Source organism: Microlunatus capsulatus, assembly GCF_017876495.1.
Taxonomy (GTDB): Bacteria; Actinomycetota; Actinomycetes; order Propionibacteriales; family Propionibacteriaceae; genus Microlunatus; species Microlunatus capsulatus.
In genome coordinates, this window is record NZ_JAGIOB010000001.1 from 4,382,428 (window position 1) to 4,399,941 (window position 17,514).

A 17,514-nucleotide genomic window follows, 5' to 3' on the forward strand; every position below is an offset into this window, starting at 1 on the left:
CGGGTGGGTCGGGCCGGGCGGTCGCCGGTCCTCGCCCGGCTCCCGGCCCGGGTGTCGTCACCGGGGCGTCGGTCCGGGCGGAGGTTTCGGCGCGGGCGGGGGGAGCTCCAGGGCGAAGGAGCAGCCGGTCCGGGTGTTGTGGACCCCGATGTTCCCGTCGTGCGACTGCGCCACGCCGCGGACGATGGCGAGGCCGAGCCCCGCTCCGCCGTCCTGGCCGTCGCGGGCCGCGCTGCCCCGCCAGCCGGTGTCGAAGACCCGGGCCAGGTGCGGCTCAGGGATGCCTCCGCACTGGTCCACCACCTCCACCCGGACGGCTCCGGCGGAGGTGCGGCCCGTCCGCACCAGCACGGCCAGTCCGGGCGCGGTGTGCCGGATGGCGTTGCTGATGAGGTTGGTGACGGCGCGGGTCAGGTCCGTGTGGTTGCCGAGGACGGTGAGCCGGTCGCCGGGCAGGACCTCGCCCCGCAGGTCCACTCCCGCGGCAGCGGCGAGGGCCGAGGTCTCGAGGAGGACGTCGTCGACCACCTCGGCGAGCGCGACGGCCCGCCGCCGCTCCGAGGACGCCGAGCCCTGCACGCGGGAGAGCGCGAACAGGTCGTCGACGAGCAGGCTCATCCGCGCGACGGTGGTGCGCAGGTGGGCGAGCGCGGCCGGCACGTCGGCGACGATGTCGTCCTCGATGCCCTCGAGCACGGCGCGCATGCCGGCCAGCGGCGTGCGGAGGTCGTGGGACATGAAGCTCACGAGCTCGCGTCGTGCCTCCTCCGCCGCCCGCTCGCGCGCCCGGGCCTCGACGAGGCGACGGCGGGCGGTGTCCACGTCGGTCAGCACGGCCGCCAGCTCGGCCGGGACCTCAGCGACGGCCGGAGCGGGCCGGTGGAGGGCAGCCGACGGCGGATCGGGCTCCTCGCGCACGAGGACAGGTGGGGGGTGGTCGACGGAGGCGGACAGGTCGGCGACGGCCAGGCTGATCCGCCGGAAGCCCGCCAGCAACGTCCGGGTGACCAGCCACGCTCCCAGCGCAGCCAGGGTGACGGCGATGGCCAGGGTGGTGAGCACCACCCCGGAGTCGTGGCCGGAGAGGAACATGCCGACGACGGCGACCACCACCGCCAGGGCCACGGCGACGACGGGCAGCAGGGTCGCGGTCAGCAGCTGGTAGCGCAGGGACGACCGGCGGAGGAGGCGCAGTGCCAGGGCCCCGAGGAGGCCGGTGGCCGCGCACGCGGCGAGCGCGAGGCCCAGGACGACCACGAGGTCGGCCATCACCGCTCCTGCTCGGCGAGCAGCCGGTAACCGCTCCGGCCGAGGGTCACCACGATCCTCGGGTCGGAGGGGTCGACCTCGATCTTCTCCCGCAGCCGTCGGACGTGCACGGTGACGGTGGAGGTGTCGCCGAAGTCCCACCCCCAGACCCGGCGCATCAGGTCGTCCTTGGTGAAGACCTGGCCGGCATGGGTCGCGAGGAAGGTGAGGAGGTCGAACTCGCGGCTGGTCAGCGCCAGAGGGCGGCCGTCACGCTGAGCGGTGCGGGCCGGCAGATCCAGGTGGAGGCCGGCGACGTCGAGCGTCTCGGTCAGCAGGCGGGCGCCCGAGAGCCGCTCCGCACGGCGCAGCAGGGCCTCGATCCGCAGGACCACCTCCCGCGGGCTGAAGGGTTTGACCACGTAGTCGTCGGCACCGGTCTCGAGGCCGACCAGCCGGTCCTCCTCCTCGCCGCGGGCGGAGAGCATGATGACGGCGGCGTGGTCGCCCAGCCGGCGGCGGCGGCGCAGGACCTCCAGGCCCGAGAGCAGAGGGAGCATGACGTCGAGGACCACGACGTCGGGCCTGAACCGTTCCCACCCCGCCAGGGCCGTGGGTCCGTCCGCGGCGCGGGCCACCTCGTAGCCGGCCTTCACGACGTAGGCCGCCAGGACCTCCGCCATCGTGGCGTCGTCCTCGACCACCAGCACCCGTGCGCTCACACCGGCACTCTAGGTGCGCCCTCGAGGCCCGGGCCCCGGCCGAGGACGGACCCGCGGGTGCCGTAAGCGATGCGCAAGACTCGGATCTGGCGAGCAGGGGGAGGCGCGGCTACCGTCGCCACGTGTCTGTCGACGTCATCCTGCCCTGTCTCGACGAGAGCGAGGCCCTGCCCTGGGTGCTGGGGCGGATCCCGGCCGGCATGCGTGCGCTGGTGGTCGACAACGGGTCTCGCGACGACTCCGTCGCCACCGCTCGGCGGCTCGGCGCCGAGGTGGTGCTGGCCCCGGTCCGCGGCTACGGGGCCGCCTGCGCCGCCGGGCTGGGGCACAGCCGGGCCGACGTGGTCGTGACGCTCGACTGCGACGGCAGCGTCGACCCCGATGAGCTGCCGGCTCTCGTGGCTCCCGTGCTGGACGACGAGCTCGACCTGGTGATCGGTCGACGCGTCCCGGTCGGCCGCGCTGCCTACCCGCTGCACCTGCGCTTCGCCAACCGGGAGCTGGCGCGCCGGCTGTCCCGGCGCACCGGCGTGACCATCCAGGACTGCGGGCCGGTCCGGGTCGGCCGGCGTCAGGGCCTGCTCGACCTGGACGTGCTCGACCAGCGGTCCGGGTACCCGGCGGAGACGGTCGTCAAGGCTGCGGCCGCGGGTTACCGGATCGGACAGCTCCCGGTCAGCTACCGGGTCAGGACCGGACGCTCGAAGGTGACCGGGACCCCGCTGGGGATCTGGCGAGCGGTGCGCGACTCCTCGGCCGCCCTGCGATGACCCGTGGACGTGCCGAGACGCTGATCGTGCTCGCCAAGGAGCCCCGGCCCGGCCGCGTCAAGACGAGGCTGCAGGCGTCGTTCTCCCCGGAGGAGGCGGCCCAGCTCGCCGCCGCCGCGCTGGAGGACAGCCTGTCGGCCGTCGAGACGGCGGAGGTGCCTCACCAGGTCGTCGCGTGGGACGGACCGGGACGCTGGTGGCGGCAGCGGTTGGGCGACCGTGGCCATGTCGTCGTCGACCAGCCGGACGGCGACCTCAGCACCCGGCTGGCCGCCGCCTTCCGTGGGGCGGCTGCTGCCGACGCCGGCCGGGTCGACGGCCCCCGGTGCCGCCTGCTGATCGGGATGGACACTCCGCAGGTCACCCCCTCTCTGCTCCGGACCAGCTGGGAAGGTGCCGACGCCGTGCTGGGTCTGACGCCCGACGGCGGCTTCTGGGCGATCGGTCTCGCCGGCGTCGACCCGGACCTCTGCTTCAGCGGCATCCCGATGTCCACCCCCCGGACCGGCGCCGCGCAGCTGAACCGGCTGGTCGAGCTGGGGCTCGACGTCAAGCTGCTGCCGCCGCTCCGGGACGTCGACGAACCCGCCGACGCCGAGGCCGTCGCCTACCACCACCCCGACCTCGGGTTCTCCGTGCTGCACCGGCAGCTGCTCGACCGACGACCCGAGCAGCCCGCCGACCGGCTCTTCGACCGCGCCTACCTGGGCGGACCGCTCCGGTCGGACGGCGGCACCGGGGACGTGCTCGCGATCGACGTGGCCCGGTGGAGCGGTGCCGCCGACGCCGTCGACCAGCTGATCGTGAGCCGCTGCGAAGCCCCCGTCCTCGACCTCGGCTGCGGCCCGGGCCGGCTGGTCCGAGCCGTCACCGACACCGGGCGGCCGGCGCTGGGGATCGACAGCTCCGCCGCAGCGGTCGAGCTCTGCCAGCGGCGTGGTGCGCCGGCCCTGCGTTCCCGCGTCGAGGACCCGCTCCCGGCCGAGGGGCGATGGGGAACGGTCCTGCTGATCGACGGGAACATCGGCATCGGGGGCGATGTCCGCCGGTTGCTGAACCGGTGCCGCGAGCTCGTCGCGCCCGGCGGACTCATCATCTGCGAGGTGGACGACCGTGCGGACGGCCACCAGCAGGCCGACGTCGTCCTGCGCAGCAGCGGCGCGAGCTCCACCCAGATGGCCTGGAGCCGGATCGGCGCCAGCGCCCTCGCCGAGCTCGCCGCCCACCTGGACCTCTGGGTGAGCGAGCAGTGGTCCGCCGAGGGTCGGACCTTCGTCACCCTCCGCTCCACCGGGCAGCGCTCCGACCCGGGAGATCCCGCCCACGAGGACGTCGGCCGACCGTAAGCGTCGACATCTCCCGCGGGCCAGGACCGACGCCCAGACTCAGCTCATGAGCTTCCTCATCGACCGGGCCGGATCCGCGGCAGAGCGCCGGGTCCGTCGCTTCCAGCAGAGCCTCGGCACGCCGGCCCGGACGACGCGGACCACGGTGGTCGTCGGCCGCGTCCTCGGCGGCGCCTTCCTCGTCTGCTTCCTCACCGGCCTGTACAGCCACTTCCTGCAGGACCCGCGGCCGTGGATGCGGTTCCCCACGTGGCCGGCCCGCCTCTACCAGGTGAGCCAGGGCCTGCACGTGGCGACCGGCATCGCGTGCATCCCGTTGCTGCTGGCGAAGCTCTGGACCGTCTACCCGTTGCTGTTCGCCTTCCCGCCGTTCCGCACCGTGCGCCAAGCCCTGGAGCGTGCCTCCATCGGGGTCCTGGTCGCCACCTCAGTGGTGCAGCTGGCCACAGGGCTCCTCAACACCTACCAGTGGTATCCGTTCCCCTTCGTGTTCCGGACAGCGCACTACGCGCTGGCCTGGATCATCGTCGGATCCCTCGTCCTGCACGTCGGCGTCCAGCTGCCGAAGATCCTGCAGTTCTGGCGAGGGCAGCGGGCTTCGAGTGCACCGGACGGCGACCTCTGATGGCGGACCCGGCGGGTGGGCGCCGCAACGGGGGCACCGACGCGGCGGACGTGTTCCCGCGGCGGGCCTTCCTGGCCACGGTGGCCACGGCCACGGCGGCCGTCACCCTGCTGACGGCGGGCCAGACCGTCCCGGCCCTGCGGGCGGTCAACGTCTTCGGTCCGCGGGACGGGTCTGGTCCGCAAGGGCTGCCGGTCAACAAGACCGCGGTCTCCGCCGAGGTGGTCCCCGGCGCCACCGACCCCGGCTGGCGGCTGCTGGTGACGGCAGGACGCACGACGAGGTCCTGGTCCCGTCCCGAGCTGCTCGCTCTGCCGCAGACCGAGGTCAGGCTGCCGATCGCCTGCGTCGAGGGGTGGAGCGCCAGCGCCCTGTGGTCCGGGGTACCGCTCCGCGACCTGCTGGACGCGGTCGACGCCGACCCCCGCGCGGACCTCCAGATCAGCAGCATCCAGCCGCGAGGGGCCTACCGGGTCGTCGAGATGGGACCGGAGTTCGCCCGGCACCCGGACACCCTGGTCGCCCTCGGCCTGAACGGCTCGACCCTCGACCTCGACCACGGCTTCCCGGCGCGGATGATCGCCCCGAACCGTCCTGGTGTCCTCCAGACCAAGTGGCTGCAACGGATCGAGGTGCTGACGTGAGGGTCCTCCGCGGACTGGTGACCGCGACCGGGCTGACCCTTCTGGGGCTGGCCGGGCTCCTCGAGCTGCTCCTCCGCCGCCGTTCCCCGACCACCGGGCCCGGCCCGCAACCCCGTGCCGCGCCGGATCCGGAGGAACCAGCTCCGCTGAGCGCCGCTGTGCGGCGGACGCGGCTGGTGCTGGGAGCGGTGGGCGTGGGCGTGGGCGCGTACGGACTCCTCGTCCTGCTCCGCACGGTCCCGGGGGGCGAGCAGCTCGGGATCCTGGTCTGGCTCGCCGGAGCCGTCGTGCTCCACGACGCGGTCCTGGTGCCCACCGTCTCGCTCGTCCGTGCCGGCGCGCACCGGACCGGGCGCCGGCTTCCCGGGGGTGCTGTCGCGCTCGTCGACGGCGGACTCGTGGTGATCGGCCTCCTGTCCCTGGTCGTCCTCCCGGAGATCTGGGCCCAGAGCCGCGGCCCGCTCAACCCGAGCATCCTGCCCGGCCACTACGGGTCTGCCCTCGCCATCACGTGGCTCGTGGTCGCCGTGGTCACCGCATCGGGCGCGGCCGTCCTCGTCGCCCTGCACCGTCGGGAGCGGCTGCCCGGCAGGCCGTAGCCGAGCTGGACCCGCTCGACCCGGGGACGTCCTGGTCGGCGCTGGTCAGGACGGGCCCGCTACCTCGACGCCGCCGTCGGCGACGCGCTGACGGCGCACAAGCTGTCCTCGCTCCGGAGACGGTCAGCCGGCAGGCAGGGGCAGCGTGAGACGGAAGTGGGCCCCGGTTCCTCCAGGGCGGGGTTCGAGGCAGATGAGGTCGCCACCGTGGGTGCGGGCGGTGGCGCGGGCGATGGCGAGCCCGAGCCCGGACCCGCCGGTGTCGGCGGCCCGAGCGTGATCGAGACGGACCAGTCGGTCGAAGATGCTCTCGCGTGCTGCGGCTGGTATCCCGTGCCCGTCGTCTGTGACGTCGACGACGACCGAGGTAGTCGTCGTGAGGGTCGTGACCGCGATCGAGCCGGTGCCCTCCACCGCTCGCCGCGCGTTGTCGAAGAGGTTGCGCAGCAGACCCTGGAGGGCGGCCGGGTCGCCGAGGACGGTGGTGCCGACCCCCGAGATGGTGATGGTCAGGGCAGGGGCGAGGAGCTGGGCCCGCGCCGCCTCGTCCGCGACCAGCCGGCTCAGCTCGACGGGCTCGCGCCGATCGGGCGTACCGGCGTCGAGCCGGGCGATGGCCAGGAGGTCGTCGACCAGCCGGCCCGCCCGGCGCGCTTCGCCGACCAGCAGCATCTCCAGCCGGTCGAGGTCCTCGTCGGTCATGGTGTCGCGGTGCTGGAGCAGTGTCTCGGCGGCAGCCTGCAGGCCGGTGAGGGGGGTGCGCAGCTCGTGAGCGGCGTCGGCCAGGAAGCGGCGAACCCGGTCCTCGGCCTCCCGGGCGTTCGCCTCGGCGCCTTCCAGCTCGTCGAGCATGTCGTCGAAGGCAAGGGCCGTGCGTCCGATCTCGGTCGTCGTGCGGCGGGGCCGGAGCCGGTCACCGCGGGAGCCGGCCGCGATGGTCTGGGCCAGCGACGCCATCACCTCCAGCGGGTGCAGGGCGAGCCGGACCGCGACCACGGCGAGGGCAGTGCCCAGGCCCAGAGCCAGCAGCCCGCTGGCGAGCAGGATCCGGCTCAGGTCGTCGAGCCCCTCCGACCTCAGGGACGTGCCGACACCCAGGCTCAGCTGCGCGCCGTCGGCACGGCCCGGACCGGCCAGCCGGGTGCTCACCGTCCGCACACCTGTGCTGGTGGGAACCGGGCTGCCGAGCAAGGTGCCGTCGCGGAGCTCGAGTGACACGAGGACACCGTCGGCGGTGACGCGGTTCACGATCTGCTGGGGACGGACACCGGAGCGAGCCAGCTGGCGGGCCAGCTGAGCGCGGCCGGTGAGGAGGGCGTCGAGGCTCCGGTCGGACTGGGCGGCGAAGACCGTCCTGACCGAGAAGGACAAGATCACGAGCACGACGGTGAGGACCACCAGCACACCGGCGACGACGCGCAGCCGGAGTGACGTGGTGGCGATCGACCTCCCCGTCTCTGGCCCGCGCGAGGCGGGCCGCTCCTCGGTTCCGGCAGAGCTCACCGGGCTGGCCCCAGCTGGTAGCCGCGGTTGCGGACCGTGTGGACCAGCCGCGGCTCGCCCGCAGCCTCGAGCTTGCGGCGGAGCGAGGAGATGTGGACTTCGACGAGGTTGGGGTCGAAGCCGTCGTAGCCCCAGACGGCGGTCAGGATCTGCAGCTTGGACACCACCCGGTCCTGGTGGGAGGCGAGGTAGCTGAGGAGCCGTCGCTCGGTGTCGGTGAGGTCGACGAGCCGGCCGGCGCGTTGCACGGTGCTGCCCTCGGGGTCGAGGGTGAGGTCACCGATCGCAGCGACCACGCCGGGGCGCGAACGTCGGAGCACCGCCTGGACCCGGGCCACGAGCTCGGTCATGGCGAACGGCTTGACGAGGTAGTCGTCGGCGCCACCGGTCAACGCCTCGACGCGGTCGTCGACCGCGTCGCGGGCCGTCAGCACGAGTACCGCTGCCCGGCTCTGCTGCCGCAGGACCGGCAGCAGAGCGAACCCGTCGCGGCCGGGCAGCATGATGTCCAGCACGACCAGATCGGGGCCGTACCTGACCAGGCTCTGCTCGAGGTCGCTCCCGTCAGGCCGGGACTCGACGGTGAACCCCTGCGCCCGGAGCACGGTCTGGACAGCTAGCCGGACGGTCTCGCTGTCCTCCACCACCAGGATCCGGGCCGCGTGCACGTCCCCATCATCGGTCCCTCCGGGAAGGCCCGAGGCTCGTTCGGACGCCGGGGGACCTGAAGGCCTGCTGAAGGCCGGTCCAGGTCCCGGGTGCTCTGACCGTGTCGGTGGCCAGACTGGCCCTGCCCCCAGATCTCCTGGCCGGCTAGAGAGAAGAGAGAACATGAACAAGCCCATCCTCCTCCTCGCCTCCGCTGTCTCAGCGCTCGCCCTCGCCGGCGTGGTCGGCGCAGGGGTGGCGTCCGCCGACCCGACCGGCACCGCCGCTCCCGAGCCGGCAGCATCTCCCAGCGCCGCAGCGGGCGCGAAGGGTGACCAGGCCCGACGACACCACCGCGGGCTCACCGCCAGGGCGTTGCACGGCGAGGTGACGCTGGCCGGGAAGCAGCACCGGCAGGTCCAGTTCCAGCGAGGCAGGGTCACCACCGTCGAGGACAGCTCGGTGAGCGTGCGCAGCGCCGACGGCTTCGTCGCCACCTACACGATCGAGTCCAGCACGAAGATCCGGGTCGCCCAGAAGAAGGCCACTCTCGTTGACGTCGAGGTGGGCGACCGCGTCCGTGTGTTCGCCGCCAAGGACGGGTCGACGCTGACGGCGACCCGGCTGGTCGACCGGAGGCGGTAGCACATCGCTGCGGCGGCGTGTCCGGCGTCGACAAGAGTCGACCCGGGCCGGGCTCAGAGGGTCTGGGCCTTGACCAGGAACGGGCTCGCGGCCTTGAGCACCGAGGCGCGGGTCGCGGGCTTCTCGAACGCGCCCTTGTAGACCCCGCCCTCGGCCTCCTTCTTGCCGAGCACCCCAAGGATGGCCGCGTGCCGGGCCTCGACCCCGAAGATGCTCGCGGCCGCGGTCAGCAGACCCTTCTCCTTGAGCAGGCTCGGGGCGGCGCCCAGGTAGGCCGACACCCCCAGGTCATCGAAGGTGGATGACGCTGCACGCTCGACCCTGACGGGCTCTCCCAGAGCCTCGCTGCACCGCCTCGCGACGCCAGCGGGAGCGTTGGGGTCACGCCCCCCCGAGAACAGGAAAACCCTTGCCGAGGACTCCAGAGAGCCCTGTGACAAGGGGTGGTGCTGGTGGGCGACACTGGGATCGAACCAGTGACCTCTTCCGTGTCAGGGAAGCGCGCTACCGCTGCGCCAATCGCCCGTGCGAGGTGGAGACGGGATTTGAACCCGTGTACACGGATTTGCAGTCCGTTGCCTCGCCTCTCGGCCACTCCACCGCGGGGAACTTCCCCCCAGGGGACTGGCGAGATGTACTCCGAGCGGACGACGGGATTCGAACCCGCGACCCTCACCTTGGCAAGGTGATGCGCTACCACTGCGCCACGTCCGCGTGCTCCGGGGCTTCGTTTCCTGGTCCCCGGCGCGAGATGAAACATTAGCCGAGGCAGGTCCCGGAGTCCAAACCGGGGCCGTCCGGCGGGTCGCACTAGGGTGAGGCCATGGCGTCCGCGACCACCGACCAGCCCCTCCGCACGACCCCGCTCCGGGTGTGGGCGGGCGGTCGTCTGCACGACGACCCGGAGCAGGCCGTGGTGGCGGTGACCGACCACGGGCTCGTCGTCGGGGACGGGGTGTTCGAGGCCCTCAAGGTCACCGCCGCCGGTCCGTTCGCCCTCCGCCGCCACCTCGAGCGGCTGGACCGCTCCGCCGCCTCGCTCGGTCTTCCGCCGGCCGACCACGGCGTCATCCGCGACGCCGTGGCGCAGCTGCTGGAGGGCCAGCAGGTCGAGCTGGGCAAGATCCGGATCACCTACACCGCCGGCCGCGGGCCGCTCGGCTCCGGCGCCGCCTACGGGCCGCAGACCCTCGTCGTCGCCCTCGACGCGGCCGAGGCGCCCGCTCCGTCGACGGTCGTCGTCACCGCGCCCTGGACCCGCAACGAGCACGGGGCCCTGGCCGGGGTGAAGTCGACGTCCTACGCCGAGAACGTCCGGGTCCTGGCCCACGCCACCGAGCGCGGCGCCAGCGAGGGGCTGATGCTCAACACCGCCGGCCACCTCTGCGAGGGGACCGGCTCCAACGTCTTCGTCGTCCTCGACGGCCGGGTCGTCACCCCGCCGCTGGCGGCCGGCGCGCTGGCCGGCATCACCCGCGACCTGGTGCTGGAGTGGACCGACGTCGAGGAGCGGGACCTGACCCTCGAGGAGGCGCTCGGCGCCGACGAGGTCTTCCTGACCTCCTCGCTGCGCGACGTGCAGCCGGTGCACCGCTGGGACGACACCACGTTCGGCGACCACCCCGTGACCGACGCCGTCGCGCGCACCTTCGCGGAGCGCTCGGCCGCCGACCTGGAGCCCTGAGGCGGGCCGATTCGGCACCCGGGCCTCGCGTGGGCTAAGGTTGCCGACGCCTCGCAAGGGGCCCGAGGGGCGATTGGCGCAGTGGTAGCGCGCTTCGTTCACACCGAAGAGGTCACTGGTTCGAACCCAGTATCGCCCACCCTCGCACTCCTGGTCCGAGCCGTGTCACGGCCCCACCAGGCGGCTCTCGAGCCGCAGCCGGCCCCCTCGCCGCACGCTGACCACACCCTCAGATCCTGGTGCCGACATCCGGCAGGTCCCAGGATGACCGCTGACGGACGCGTGCACCCTCACCCGTCGCTGATGCGGGCCTCCGACCCGCGGTGCACCCGTCCCGGCCGCACCACCTGACCCTGGAGGCCGAACACCGGCCGGCCCTGGGAGTCGCGGGGGAGCGCGTCGAGCAGCCGGAGGTCGCGGTGCCCGTCGACCGGGTGCAGCTCGACGACGGCGCAGCGCACGACCGGGGCGCTCAACCGGACCCGGGCCTCGCCGAGCGTCAGCTCCCGGCCGACCCAGTCGTCCTCCGCGCCCGGCCGGTCGTGCGGGCTCCCCGTGGTGTCGAGGACGAAGGTCGAGCGGAAGCGGGCGCTGTCGGCGAGGTCGAGCGAGCGTGCGTCCGACGTCTCGCGGTCGGTCCCGCGCAGGGCGGTCAGCGACGCGGTGGTGACCACGGACACCTGGTCGCCGTACACGACGTCGCCCGGCCGGGCCCGGGCGAGGACGACGGCCTGGCCGAGGTGCCGGGAGAAGAGCGCGGCCCACGGCCCGCCGACGACGTCGACCCGCACGCGTCGTCCCCAGTAGTCGACGTCCAGGGTCTCCCCGGTCCGTTCGGGGACGCCGCTGGCCACCTCTCCGGCGACGGTGGCGCTCAGGACCGGCTCGTCCCAGGTCACGGCGACCTGCAGCAACGAGGCGTGCCCGACCGTCCGCAGGACCTGGCGGCGTCCGGGGTCCACCAGGGCGAAGAGCCGGTCGCCGACGGGACCCTCGCCCCGCAGGTCCACCGCGTCGAGCCCCTGGTGGCGCGTCCCCTTCACCGGCGTCAGGCCGGTGGAGGCGACCCTCATCGACCGCCCCCGGCCCTCGGGCGGTCGAGGAAGGCTTCCACGCTCAGCAGTTGTCGCCGGGATAGGTGCGGAAGTAGACCCGGTCGGCCTTCGTCCAGGGGGTGAAGCCCGAGTTCAGCCGGCACCCGGAGTAGTCCCCGCCGTAGCCGACCCGGTAGGAGCTGAGCATGTAGATGAGCGCGTCGCCCTTGCCCAGCCGGACGCACTCCCGGGAGTCGAGCGAGAAGTACTCGTCCAGCTTCTGGGAGTAGACGTACACGTCCGTGGTCGAGTTCTTGCTGCTGCAGATGTTCTGGGTGCTGGCGGCCTCGGCCGGACCGCCGGTCAGCGCGGTCGCCGCGGTGCCGAGCACCAGCGCTCCGGTGAGCGCCACAGCCCATCTCTTGATCATCGAGTTCCTCCGTGTCGGGCCAGCGCGGGGGAGGGGTCCCCCGCGGATCGTGACGGTAGTCCCCGTCGGGGTCCGCCGGCCACGGCCCACCGCCGCGTCCCTCCTGGTGGTCGGGATCGGGTCGTGGCGCAAACCACCGGACAGGACGGCGCCCGGCTGCCAGACTCGCGCCCATGACCGAGCTGGACGACCGGGTGGCCCGCGTGCGCGACCTGTGCAGCCACCAGTTCGGGGACGCCGCCCTCCTCGCCCACGACATCCTCCTCACCCTCGACGGGCAGGAGCCGGTGCAGCGGGGTGACCGGTCGAACCCCTACGACGACGACTGCGGCGACGGACCCCACGTGCCCTCCGAGGCCACCGTCCTCGAGAAGCTGGCCGGGCGGACCCTGGCGACCGTCGGCGTCCTCTGCCTGGTCGCCCTGATGCTCGGCGGCACCCTCGCGCTCCTGCGCTGGTGGCTCTAGGAGCCACCGGGTCGTGACGGGGGCCAGGTGACCCGGGCGTCGTCGCCGAGGTGACGACCCCCGGTGTCGGAGGTGGCTGCGAGGATGCGGTGTGATCTCGACCCTCGCCGTGGCCGGATACCGATCCCTGCGTGAGCTGCACGTGGCTCTGGGACGGCTGACCGTGGTGACCGGCGCGAACGGCGCGGGGAAGTCGTCGTTGTACCGCTCGCTGCGGCTGCTCGCGGACTGCGCCCGGGGCGGGGTGGTCAGCTCGCTGGCCCGGGAGGGTGGTCTGCCGTCCGTGCTGTGGGCGGGGCCGGGGGGATCGACGAGCGGTGCCGGGGGCCGGCGTCGGGGTCCGGTGAGCGTTCGGGTCGGGTACGCCAGCGACGGCTTCGGCTACCTCGCCGACCTGGGGCTGCCGAGCGGTGATCCGGGGCAGTCGGCGTTCACGCTCGACCCGGAGGTCAAGCGGGAGCTGGTCTGGGCCGGGCCCGTGCTGCGCCCGGCCGCGACCCTGCTCCAGCGCCACGGCCCCGCCGTGCAGGTGCGGGGGGACTCGGGGGGGTTCGAGCCGCTGGTCACCGACCTCGCGAGCTTCGAGTCGGCGCTGGCCGTGGCCGGCGACCCGGCCCGGACGCCCGAGGTGCTGGCCGTCCGCGACCAGGTCCGCAGCTGGCGGTTCTACGACACCTTCCGCACCGACGCCGCCGCCCCCGCCCGTACCGTGCAGATCGGCACCCGCACCCTCGCCCTCGCCGACGACGGCAGCGACCTGGCCGCCGCCCTGCAGACCATCGCGGAGATCGGCGTGGCCGAGGAGCTCGACGCCTGCGTCGACGACGCGTTCCCCGGCAGCCGGCTCCAGGTCGTCTCCGAGGGCGGCCGTTTCGACCTCACCCTCCACCAGCCCGGGCTGCTGCGGCCGCTGCGGACCGCTGAGCTGTCCGACGGGACCCTGCGCTACCTGCTGTGGGTGGCGGCCCTGCTGAGCCCCCGTCCGGGCGAGCTGGTCGTCTGCAACGAGCCGGAGACCAGCCTGCACCCCGACCTGCTGCCCGCCCTGGCGCGGCTCATCACCCGCGCGGCCGCCCGGACCCAGGTCGTCGTCGTCACCCACGACGCCCGGCTCGCCGACCTGCTGGACGCCGGTGCCGGCACCACGACCCTCCGGCTGGAGAAGCAGGACGGCGAGACGCGGGTCGCGGGGGCGGGGCTCCTGGACGCACCGCCCTGGACCTGGGGGAACCGCTGACCGCGACCGGTCGGCCGGGGCCCGGTGAGTTCGGGGCACCCGGACGGTCGGTCCTGGCGTGACTGATCCCCAGCTCCCCGTGTCCGCCGTGCTCGCCGCCGTCCCGTCGTCCGACCTCGCGAGGTCGGAGGTGTTCTACGAGGCGCTGCTCGGACGCCCCGCGGACGAGCGGCCCATGCCGGTCCTGGCCCAGTGGCGGTGGGACGGCGGCGTCCTGCAGGTCGTCGAGGACGCCGGGCGCGCCGGCGGCGGCCTGGTCACGGTGGTCGTGCCGGACATGGCGGCAGCGCTCGTCGGGCTGCGGGGCCGCGGGCTCGTCGTGGACGCCGACGAGGGCACGGTCGTCGCCCGGGTCGCCACCCTCACCGACCCCGACGGCAACCAGGTCACCCTGGTCGAGCAGCGCTGAGGCCGGCGAGCCCGGCGGGTCAGCCCCGGACGGCCGCGGCCGAGGCATCGCGCCCGAGCCGGGCCAGCAGCTGGACCTGCCGGTCCGCGCCCGGAGCCGTCGGCAGCGCGGGTCCGCAGATGCCGTCCATGTGGAGGGCGTCGCCGAAGCTGTCGGCGCCCGCCTCGACGCGGTCCAGCTCGTCGGCGCTGAGCGCCTCGTCCCCGCCGGTGGCGCGGGCGACGTCCCAGCGGTGGACGACCATGTCCCAGACGTAGAACTGGACGAGGGTCGCCCCGACCGTGGTGGGGCCGAAGAAGCCGTCGTAGGCGACGTCGCTGACGTCCGGGCGCGACACGAGGGCGAGCACCCGCTCCGCGTGCTGCTGGAGACCGACGGCGGGGTCAGCGAGGTCGGGTGCCGGACCCAGGTCGTGGCCGTGCCTGGTGAGCAGGTCGCGCTGGGTGTCGACGAGGTGGGCGACCACCTGGCGGGCGGTCCAGTCCGCGCACGGCGAGGGGCGGTCCCAGGCGTCGTGGGGGACGGCCTGCAGGACGGCGGTCAGGGGGCGGAGGGCGGCGTCGTAGGCGACGGCGGTCGGGTTCACGTGCCCACCCTGCCCCGTGCGGCACCCTGGGTCTTGATGAAACCCGACAGCACCGGCCGACCCGCGCAGGAGGACGTCGAGCGTGCCCACCTGCGCGTACCGGGTGACGACTCGCACGTCATGCACCGCTACCCGGCCCCGGAGGCGCTGGCGGGGCTCGTCCGCTGGTTCTGGGTGCCGGTCTGGTCGCTTCCCCCCGGCCAGCGGTCAGTGCAGCGCGTGCTGCAGCACCCCGTGTCGCTGCTCGTGGTCACGGCCGGCTACGCCCGGTTCTACGGCGTCTCGACCGGGTTGTCGGAGACCGTCCTCGAGGGGGACGGGTGGGCCGTCGGCGTCCTGTGCACCCCGGCGACCGGTGCGCTGGTCGCGGGCGGCTCCATGGCCGGCTTCACCGACCGGCACGTCGACGTGACCGAGGTCCTCGGCCCGGCCGGGGCAGGGCTGACCGAGCGGGTCCGCGCGGCGATGCGGGACGCTCCGCTCGACGTCCGGTCGCACGCGGGCGCGCTGGCGGCGTTCGAGGAGGTGCTGCGTCCCCTCCTGCCGCTGGACGCGGAGGGTGAGCTCGTCAACCGGCTGGTCGCCCTGGTCGAGGAGCGGCCCGACCTGGTGCGGACAGCGCAGCTGGCCGCCGAGACCGGCCTGTCCGAGCGGGCTCTGCAGCGGCTGGTGAGCCGTCGGCTCGGCCTCACCCCGAAGTGGCTGATCCAGCGACGACGCCTCCACGAGGCCGCCGCGCGGCTGCGCGCGGACACCGGGAGCACCCTGGCGGAGACGGCGGCCCTGCTGGGCTACGCGGACCAGGCCCACTTCGTCCGGGACTTCTCGCGGGTCACCGGCACCACCCCGGGCCGGTTCGCCGGCGAGCACCGGGCCGCCCGTCGGGCCGCCGAGGAGCGGTCCCGATAGCGGGCCGCACCGCTCAGCGGAGCGCGTGCAGCTCGTCGAGCGCCCGGCGCGCGCGCTCCACCACGGCCGGGACGGCCGCCGGCTGCCCGAGCCGGAGCGGCAGCTCGAGCATCAGGAGGACGTGCGACGCCAGCAGCACCGCCGCCGCCTCCCCGCCGACCAGCGCGAGGACCGTCGTCCACAGGCGCCGCCGGACCCCGTCCAGCTCCGGGTCGCCGTAGCAGGACCAGAGCAGGGTGGTGAGGTCGACCGCCCGCGTGCCGCTCCCGGCGTTCCCCAGGTCGACGACCGCCACGACCGCCCCGTCGCGGACCAGGACGTTGCCGGGGGTCGCGAGGTCGGCGTGGACCATGTCCGGCCCCGGCGGCGGTGCCGGGACGTGGGCGCACAGGAGCCGCAGCTGCTCGACGAGAGCGGACACGACGGGGGAGTGCCCCGACAGCCGGGACACCGACCGGCGGAGCCGCGACTGCTCGGGCGTCTCGACGACCTCCGGCCCGGTGCCCGACGCGCTCCGACCGGTGGCGACCCGCCAGGCGTAGGACCAGTGGTCGTAGGGCTCGGTGGCCTGGCCCGCCTGGAGCTCGACGACGGCCATCAGCTGCTCCACGAGCGACGGCGTCAGCGCGGTCGCGGGGGGCGCGTCGACGAGGTCCACCAGGTGCCACACGTGTGCAGCCGTCGCCCCCGTCCCGAGCCAGGCCGGCGTGGGGTAGCCGTGGCCCCGCATGTGCTCGACCACCCGCCGGGCCCGCAGCGTCTCGTCCAGCTGGCCGGCGTGCGTCCGGGGCGCGGTCTTCAGCGCGGCCTCGGTCCCGCCGGCCAACCGGACCCGTACCGTCCCTCCGTTGGCCCCGCCGGGCAGACGGAGGAGCGGGGTGACGCGGGTCCCCACCGCGCGGGCCACGTCGGCGAGGACCTCACCCGGCAGGTCCCCGAGGTCGGGGCGGGGGTGGGACGGCCCGGCGGGCTGGTCGCCCGGACTGCTCGGCTCCGACGGCACGAGGGGGAGTCTGCGCCGCTCCGGACGGGGAGGGCAAGGCGACCGGGGGCGACCTGGCGCCGGGGGCGCCCGTCGGAGCCCCTCCAGCGGTCCGCTAGGAGGAGGCGGACGGCCTCTCGGGCCGACGCGAGCGGCGGTGGCTCCAGGCGACGGCGGCGATCCCGAGGACGCTGCCGGCGAGCAGTCCCCAGGCCGTGCCCCGGCCGGAGGAGCCCTCGGGCATCGCGCGCACCACGCCGGCGCAGAAGGCGGCGACGAGCACCAGGTAGGCCAGCAGGCGCCAGCGCAGCACCGTGATGCCCTCGGCGGCTCCCATGTCCACCCCGCGCGCCGCGGCGAAGGTGATCACCACCCAGGACGTCAGCCCCGAGGCGAAGAACATGACCAGGGCGTAGGGGAGGGCGGTCGCCCCGCCGACCCACATCGAGACGACCGCGGCGACCGGGAGCAGCCAGAGCAGCAGCTGGAAGCCGACGGCGCTGGCCTCGTTCCAGACGTCGCGCTGGTGCTCCTCGTCGTAGAAGGGGCTGCCGAGGTCGCCGATCCGCCCGGCCGCGCGGACGAACCACCCGTCCCGCACGTCCGCGACGTCGGCTCCGTGCCCGTGGTCCACCATCAGATGTCCTCCTCGTCTGCGCCGGCCGCAACCCTTGCGGCCGCTCCCTGCCCGAACAGCTCTTCGACGCTCCGTCCCAGGCGCTCGGCCAGCGCGAGAGCCAGGTACACCGACGGCGCGTAGTCGCCGGCCTCGACGGCCACGACGGTCTGCCGCGTCACCCCGGCGGCCCCGGCCAGCTCGGCCTGGGTCAGGCCCAGGGCGGTCCGGCACGCCCGGACCGCGTTGCTCCGACCCTGCGCCGACCGTCGTCCCATGACCACCAGTGTCCAGTAGACCAGACACGGGTGTCAAGTAACGTAGACACCCGACGGGCCGGACGACCGCGTCGACCAGTGCTGGTCGGTGCAGGGGATGATCATGGTCGCGGCCGCGCCGAGACCATGATC

At 74.2% G+C, this 17,514-nt stretch carries 22 protein-coding genes and 4 tRNA genes; 12 read left to right on the forward strand and 14 right to left on the reverse strand.

The window, feature by feature from the left end; translation table 11 throughout:
• Positions 1-57: 57 nt before the first annotated feature.
• A complete protein-coding gene (locus JOF54_RS20375) occupies positions 58-1,269 on the reverse strand; it encodes a sensor histidine kinase (RefSeq protein ID WP_210059217.1) in 1,212 nt (403 codons plus the stop codon).
• Positions 1,269-1,970: a response regulator transcription factor gene (locus JOF54_RS20380; RefSeq protein ID WP_210059218.1), complete on the reverse strand. Its 702-nt coding sequence runs from the start codon at positions 1,968-1,970 to the stop codon at positions 1,269-1,271. Before JOF54_RS20380 ends, JOF54_RS20375 begins: the two co-directional genes overlap by 1 nt.
• Positions 1,971-2,092: 122 nt before the next feature.
• Here JOF54_RS20380 and JOF54_RS20385 point away from each other — a divergent pair, with 122 nt between their 5' ends.
• Genes JOF54_RS20385 through JOF54_RS20405 form a run of 5 tightly spaced genes read left to right on the forward strand, consistent with a single transcriptional unit; the run spans position 2,093 to position 5,954 of the window.
• Complete coding sequence (locus tag JOF54_RS20385; RefSeq protein ID WP_210059219.1) at positions 2,093-2,740, forward strand: glycosyltransferase family 2 protein; 648 nt, start codon at positions 2,093-2,095, stop codon at positions 2,738-2,740.
• Positions 2,737-4,086, forward strand: a complete 1,350-nt coding sequence (locus JOF54_RS20390) for a DUF2064 domain-containing protein (protein WP_210059220.1) — start codon at positions 2,737-2,739, stop codon at positions 4,084-4,086. The genes JOF54_RS20385 and JOF54_RS20390 overlap by 4 nt, the downstream gene beginning before the upstream one ends.
• Positions 4,087-4,132: 46 nt before the next feature.
• The gene (locus JOF54_RS20395) at positions 4,133-4,711 is read left to right on the forward strand and encodes a cytochrome b/b6 domain-containing protein (RefSeq protein ID WP_210059221.1); all 579 of its coding nucleotides are present in this window, start codon (positions 4,133-4,135) and stop codon (positions 4,709-4,711) included.
• Complete coding sequence (locus JOF54_RS20400; RefSeq protein WP_210059222.1) at positions 4,711-5,355, forward strand: molybdopterin-dependent oxidoreductase; 645 nt, start codon at positions 4,711-4,713, stop codon at positions 5,353-5,355. The genes JOF54_RS20395 and JOF54_RS20400 overlap by 1 nt, the downstream gene beginning before the upstream one ends.
• Positions 5,352-5,954, forward strand: a complete 603-nt coding sequence (locus JOF54_RS20405; RefSeq protein WP_210059223.1) for a hypothetical protein — start codon at positions 5,352-5,354, stop codon at positions 5,952-5,954. The genes JOF54_RS20400 and JOF54_RS20405 overlap by 4 nt, the downstream gene beginning before the upstream one ends.
• 123 nt (positions 5,955-6,077) lie before the next feature.
• Here the strand turns inward: JOF54_RS20405 and JOF54_RS20410 are convergent, their stop codons facing one another.
• Together JOF54_RS20410 and JOF54_RS20415 are read right to left on the reverse strand one after the other, a co-directional pair.
• Complete coding sequence (locus tag JOF54_RS20410) at positions 6,078-7,457, reverse strand: sensor histidine kinase (RefSeq protein ID WP_307804440.1); 1,380 nt, start codon at positions 7,455-7,457, stop codon at positions 6,078-6,080.
• Positions 7,454-8,125 (reverse strand): response regulator transcription factor, encoded by a 672-nt coding sequence (locus tag JOF54_RS20415; protein ID WP_307804441.1) that lies wholly within the window; start codon positions 8,123-8,125, stop codon positions 7,454-7,456. Before JOF54_RS20415 ends, JOF54_RS20410 begins: the two co-directional genes overlap by 4 nt.
• Positions 8,126-8,288: 163 nt before the next feature.
• On the opposite strand from JOF54_RS20415, the gene JOF54_RS20420 reads away from it, so the two are divergent.
• Entirely contained in the window at positions 8,289-8,750 is a 462-nt protein-coding gene (locus JOF54_RS20420) for a hypothetical protein (RefSeq protein WP_210059766.1), read from the forward strand.
• Between the two features lie 53 nt (positions 8,751-8,803).
• On the opposite strand, the gene JOF54_RS21330 is transcribed toward JOF54_RS20420, so the two are convergent.
• The 4 genes from JOF54_RS21330 to JOF54_RS20440 form a co-directional block, all read right to left on the reverse strand.
• Positions 8,804-9,190, reverse strand: coding sequence for a ferritin-like domain-containing protein (locus JOF54_RS21330; RefSeq protein ID WP_245358237.1), 387 nt, complete (start codon positions 9,188-9,190; stop codon positions 8,804-8,806).
• A 10-nt stretch (positions 9,191-9,200) separates the two neighbouring features.
• Positions 9,201-9,275, reverse strand: a tRNA-Val gene (locus JOF54_RS20430).
• A gap of 5 nt (positions 9,276-9,280) precedes the next feature.
• Positions 9,281-9,351 (reverse strand) — tRNA-Cys (locus tag JOF54_RS20435).
• 41 nt (positions 9,352-9,392) lie between these two features.
• Positions 9,393-9,464, reverse strand: a tRNA-Gly gene (locus JOF54_RS20440).
• A 109-nt stretch (positions 9,465-9,573) separates the two neighbouring features.
• On the opposite strand from JOF54_RS20440, the gene JOF54_RS20445 reads away from it, so the two are divergent.
• Both JOF54_RS20445 and JOF54_RS20450 read left to right on the forward strand, forming a co-directional pair.
• Complete coding sequence (locus JOF54_RS20445; protein ID WP_210059225.1) at positions 9,574-10,434, forward strand: aminotransferase class IV; 861 nt, start codon at positions 9,574-9,576, stop codon at positions 10,432-10,434.
• A gap of 67 nt (positions 10,435-10,501) precedes the next feature.
• Positions 10,502-10,573 (forward strand) — tRNA-Val (locus tag JOF54_RS20450).
• A gap of 151 nt (positions 10,574-10,724) precedes the next feature.
• Here JOF54_RS20450 and JOF54_RS20455 read toward each other — a convergent pair.
• Positions 10,725-11,507, reverse strand: a complete 783-nt coding sequence (locus JOF54_RS20455) for an MOSC domain-containing protein (protein WP_210059226.1) — start codon at positions 11,505-11,507, stop codon at positions 10,725-10,727.
• A gap of 43 nt (positions 11,508-11,550) precedes the next feature.
• Positions 11,551-11,898, reverse strand: a complete 348-nt coding sequence (locus JOF54_RS20460) for a hypothetical protein (protein ID WP_210059227.1) — start codon at positions 11,896-11,898, stop codon at positions 11,551-11,553.
• Between the two features lie 173 nt (positions 11,899-12,071).
• On the opposite strand from JOF54_RS20460, the gene JOF54_RS20465 reads away from it, so the two are divergent.
• The 3 genes from JOF54_RS20465 to JOF54_RS20475 all read left to right on the forward strand — a co-directional run bounded on the left by JOF54_RS20465 (position 12,072) and on the right by JOF54_RS20475 (position 14,011).
• The gene (locus JOF54_RS20465; RefSeq protein ID WP_210059228.1) at positions 12,072-12,365 is read left to right on the forward strand and encodes a hypothetical protein; all 294 of its coding nucleotides are present in this window, start codon (positions 12,072-12,074) and stop codon (positions 12,363-12,365) included.
• Between the two features lie 91 nt (positions 12,366-12,456).
• A complete protein-coding gene (locus tag JOF54_RS20470; RefSeq protein ID WP_210059229.1) occupies positions 12,457-13,602 on the forward strand; it encodes an AAA family ATPase in 1,146 nt (381 codons plus the stop codon).
• Positions 13,603-13,660: 58 nt separating this feature from the next.
• Positions 13,661-14,011, forward strand: coding sequence for a VOC family protein (locus JOF54_RS20475; protein ID WP_210059230.1), 351 nt, complete (start codon positions 13,661-13,663; stop codon positions 14,009-14,011).
• 19 nt (positions 14,012-14,030) lie between these two features.
• Here JOF54_RS20475 and JOF54_RS20480 read toward each other — a convergent pair whose 3' ends face one another.
• Complete coding sequence (locus tag JOF54_RS20480) at positions 14,031-14,597, reverse strand: TIGR03086 family metal-binding protein (RefSeq protein ID WP_210059231.1); 567 nt, start codon at positions 14,595-14,597, stop codon at positions 14,031-14,033.
• 36 nt (positions 14,598-14,633) lie between these two features.
• Between JOF54_RS20480 and JOF54_RS20485 the strand changes: the two genes are divergently transcribed.
• Positions 14,634-15,506, forward strand: a complete 873-nt coding sequence (locus tag JOF54_RS20485; protein WP_210059232.1) for an AraC family transcriptional regulator — start codon at positions 14,634-14,636, stop codon at positions 15,504-15,506.
• A 13-nt stretch (positions 15,507-15,519) separates the two neighbouring features.
• Here the strand turns inward: JOF54_RS20485 and JOF54_RS20490 are convergent, their stop codons facing one another.
• The 3 genes from JOF54_RS20490 to JOF54_RS20500 form a co-directional block, all read right to left on the reverse strand.
• Positions 15,520-16,509 (reverse strand): phosphotransferase, encoded by a 990-nt coding sequence (locus JOF54_RS20490; RefSeq protein ID WP_210059233.1) that lies wholly within the window; start codon positions 16,507-16,509, stop codon positions 15,520-15,522.
• 94 nt (positions 16,510-16,603) lie between these two features.
• Complete coding sequence (locus tag JOF54_RS20495) at positions 16,604-17,125, reverse strand: hypothetical protein (RefSeq protein ID WP_210059234.1); 522 nt, start codon at positions 17,123-17,125, stop codon at positions 16,604-16,606.
• Positions 17,125-17,382 carry a helix-turn-helix transcriptional regulator gene (locus JOF54_RS20500; RefSeq protein ID WP_210059235.1) on the reverse strand — a complete coding sequence of 86 codons (258 nt, stop codon included), beginning with the start codon at positions 17,380-17,382 and terminating at the stop codon, positions 17,125-17,127. Before JOF54_RS20500 ends, JOF54_RS20495 begins: the two co-directional genes overlap by 1 nt.
• Positions 17,383-17,514 lie beyond the last annotated feature (132 nt).

Coding starts and splice junctions, on each gene's coding strand:
- JOF54_RS20375 (WP_210059217.1), bottom strand. CDS start 1,269: ATGGCCGACCTCGTGGTCGTCCTGGGCCTCGCGCTCGCCGCGTGCGCG.
- JOF54_RS20390 (WP_210059220.1), top strand. CDS start 2,737: ATGACCCGTGGACGTGCCGAGACGCTGATCGTGCTCGCCAAGGAGCCC.
- JOF54_RS20395 (WP_210059221.1), top strand. CDS start 4,133: ATGAGCTTCCTCATCGACCGGGCCGGATCCGCGGCAGAGCGCCGGGTC.
- JOF54_RS20400 (WP_210059222.1), top strand. CDS start 4,711: ATGGCGGACCCGGCGGGTGGGCGCCGCAACGGGGGCACCGACGCGGCG.
- JOF54_RS20420 (WP_210059766.1), top strand. CDS start 8,289: ATGAACAAGCCCATCCTCCTCCTCGCCTCCGCTGTCTCAGCGCTCGCC.
- JOF54_RS20445 (WP_210059225.1), top strand. CDS start 9,574: ATGGCGTCCGCGACCACCGACCAGCCCCTCCGCACGACCCCGCTCCGG.
- JOF54_RS20455 (WP_210059226.1), bottom strand. CDS start 11,507: ATGAGGGTCGCCTCCACCGGCCTGACGCCGGTGAAGGGGACGCGCCAC.
- JOF54_RS20460 (WP_210059227.1), bottom strand. CDS start 11,898: ATGATCAAGAGATGGGCTGTGGCGCTCACCGGAGCGCTGGTGCTCGGC.
- JOF54_RS20465 (WP_210059228.1), top strand. CDS start 12,072: ATGACCGAGCTGGACGACCGGGTGGCCCGCGTGCGCGACCTGTGCAGC.
- JOF54_RS20485 (WP_210059232.1), top strand. CDS start 14,634: ATGAAACCCGACAGCACCGGCCGACCCGCGCAGGAGGACGTCGAGCGT.
- JOF54_RS20495 (WP_210059234.1), bottom strand. CDS start 17,125: ATGGTGGACCACGGGCACGGAGCCGACGTCGCGGACGTGCGGGACGGG.
- JOF54_RS20500 (WP_210059235.1), bottom strand. CDS start 17,382: ATGGGACGACGGTCGGCGCAGGGTCGGAGCAACGCGGTCCGGGCGTGC.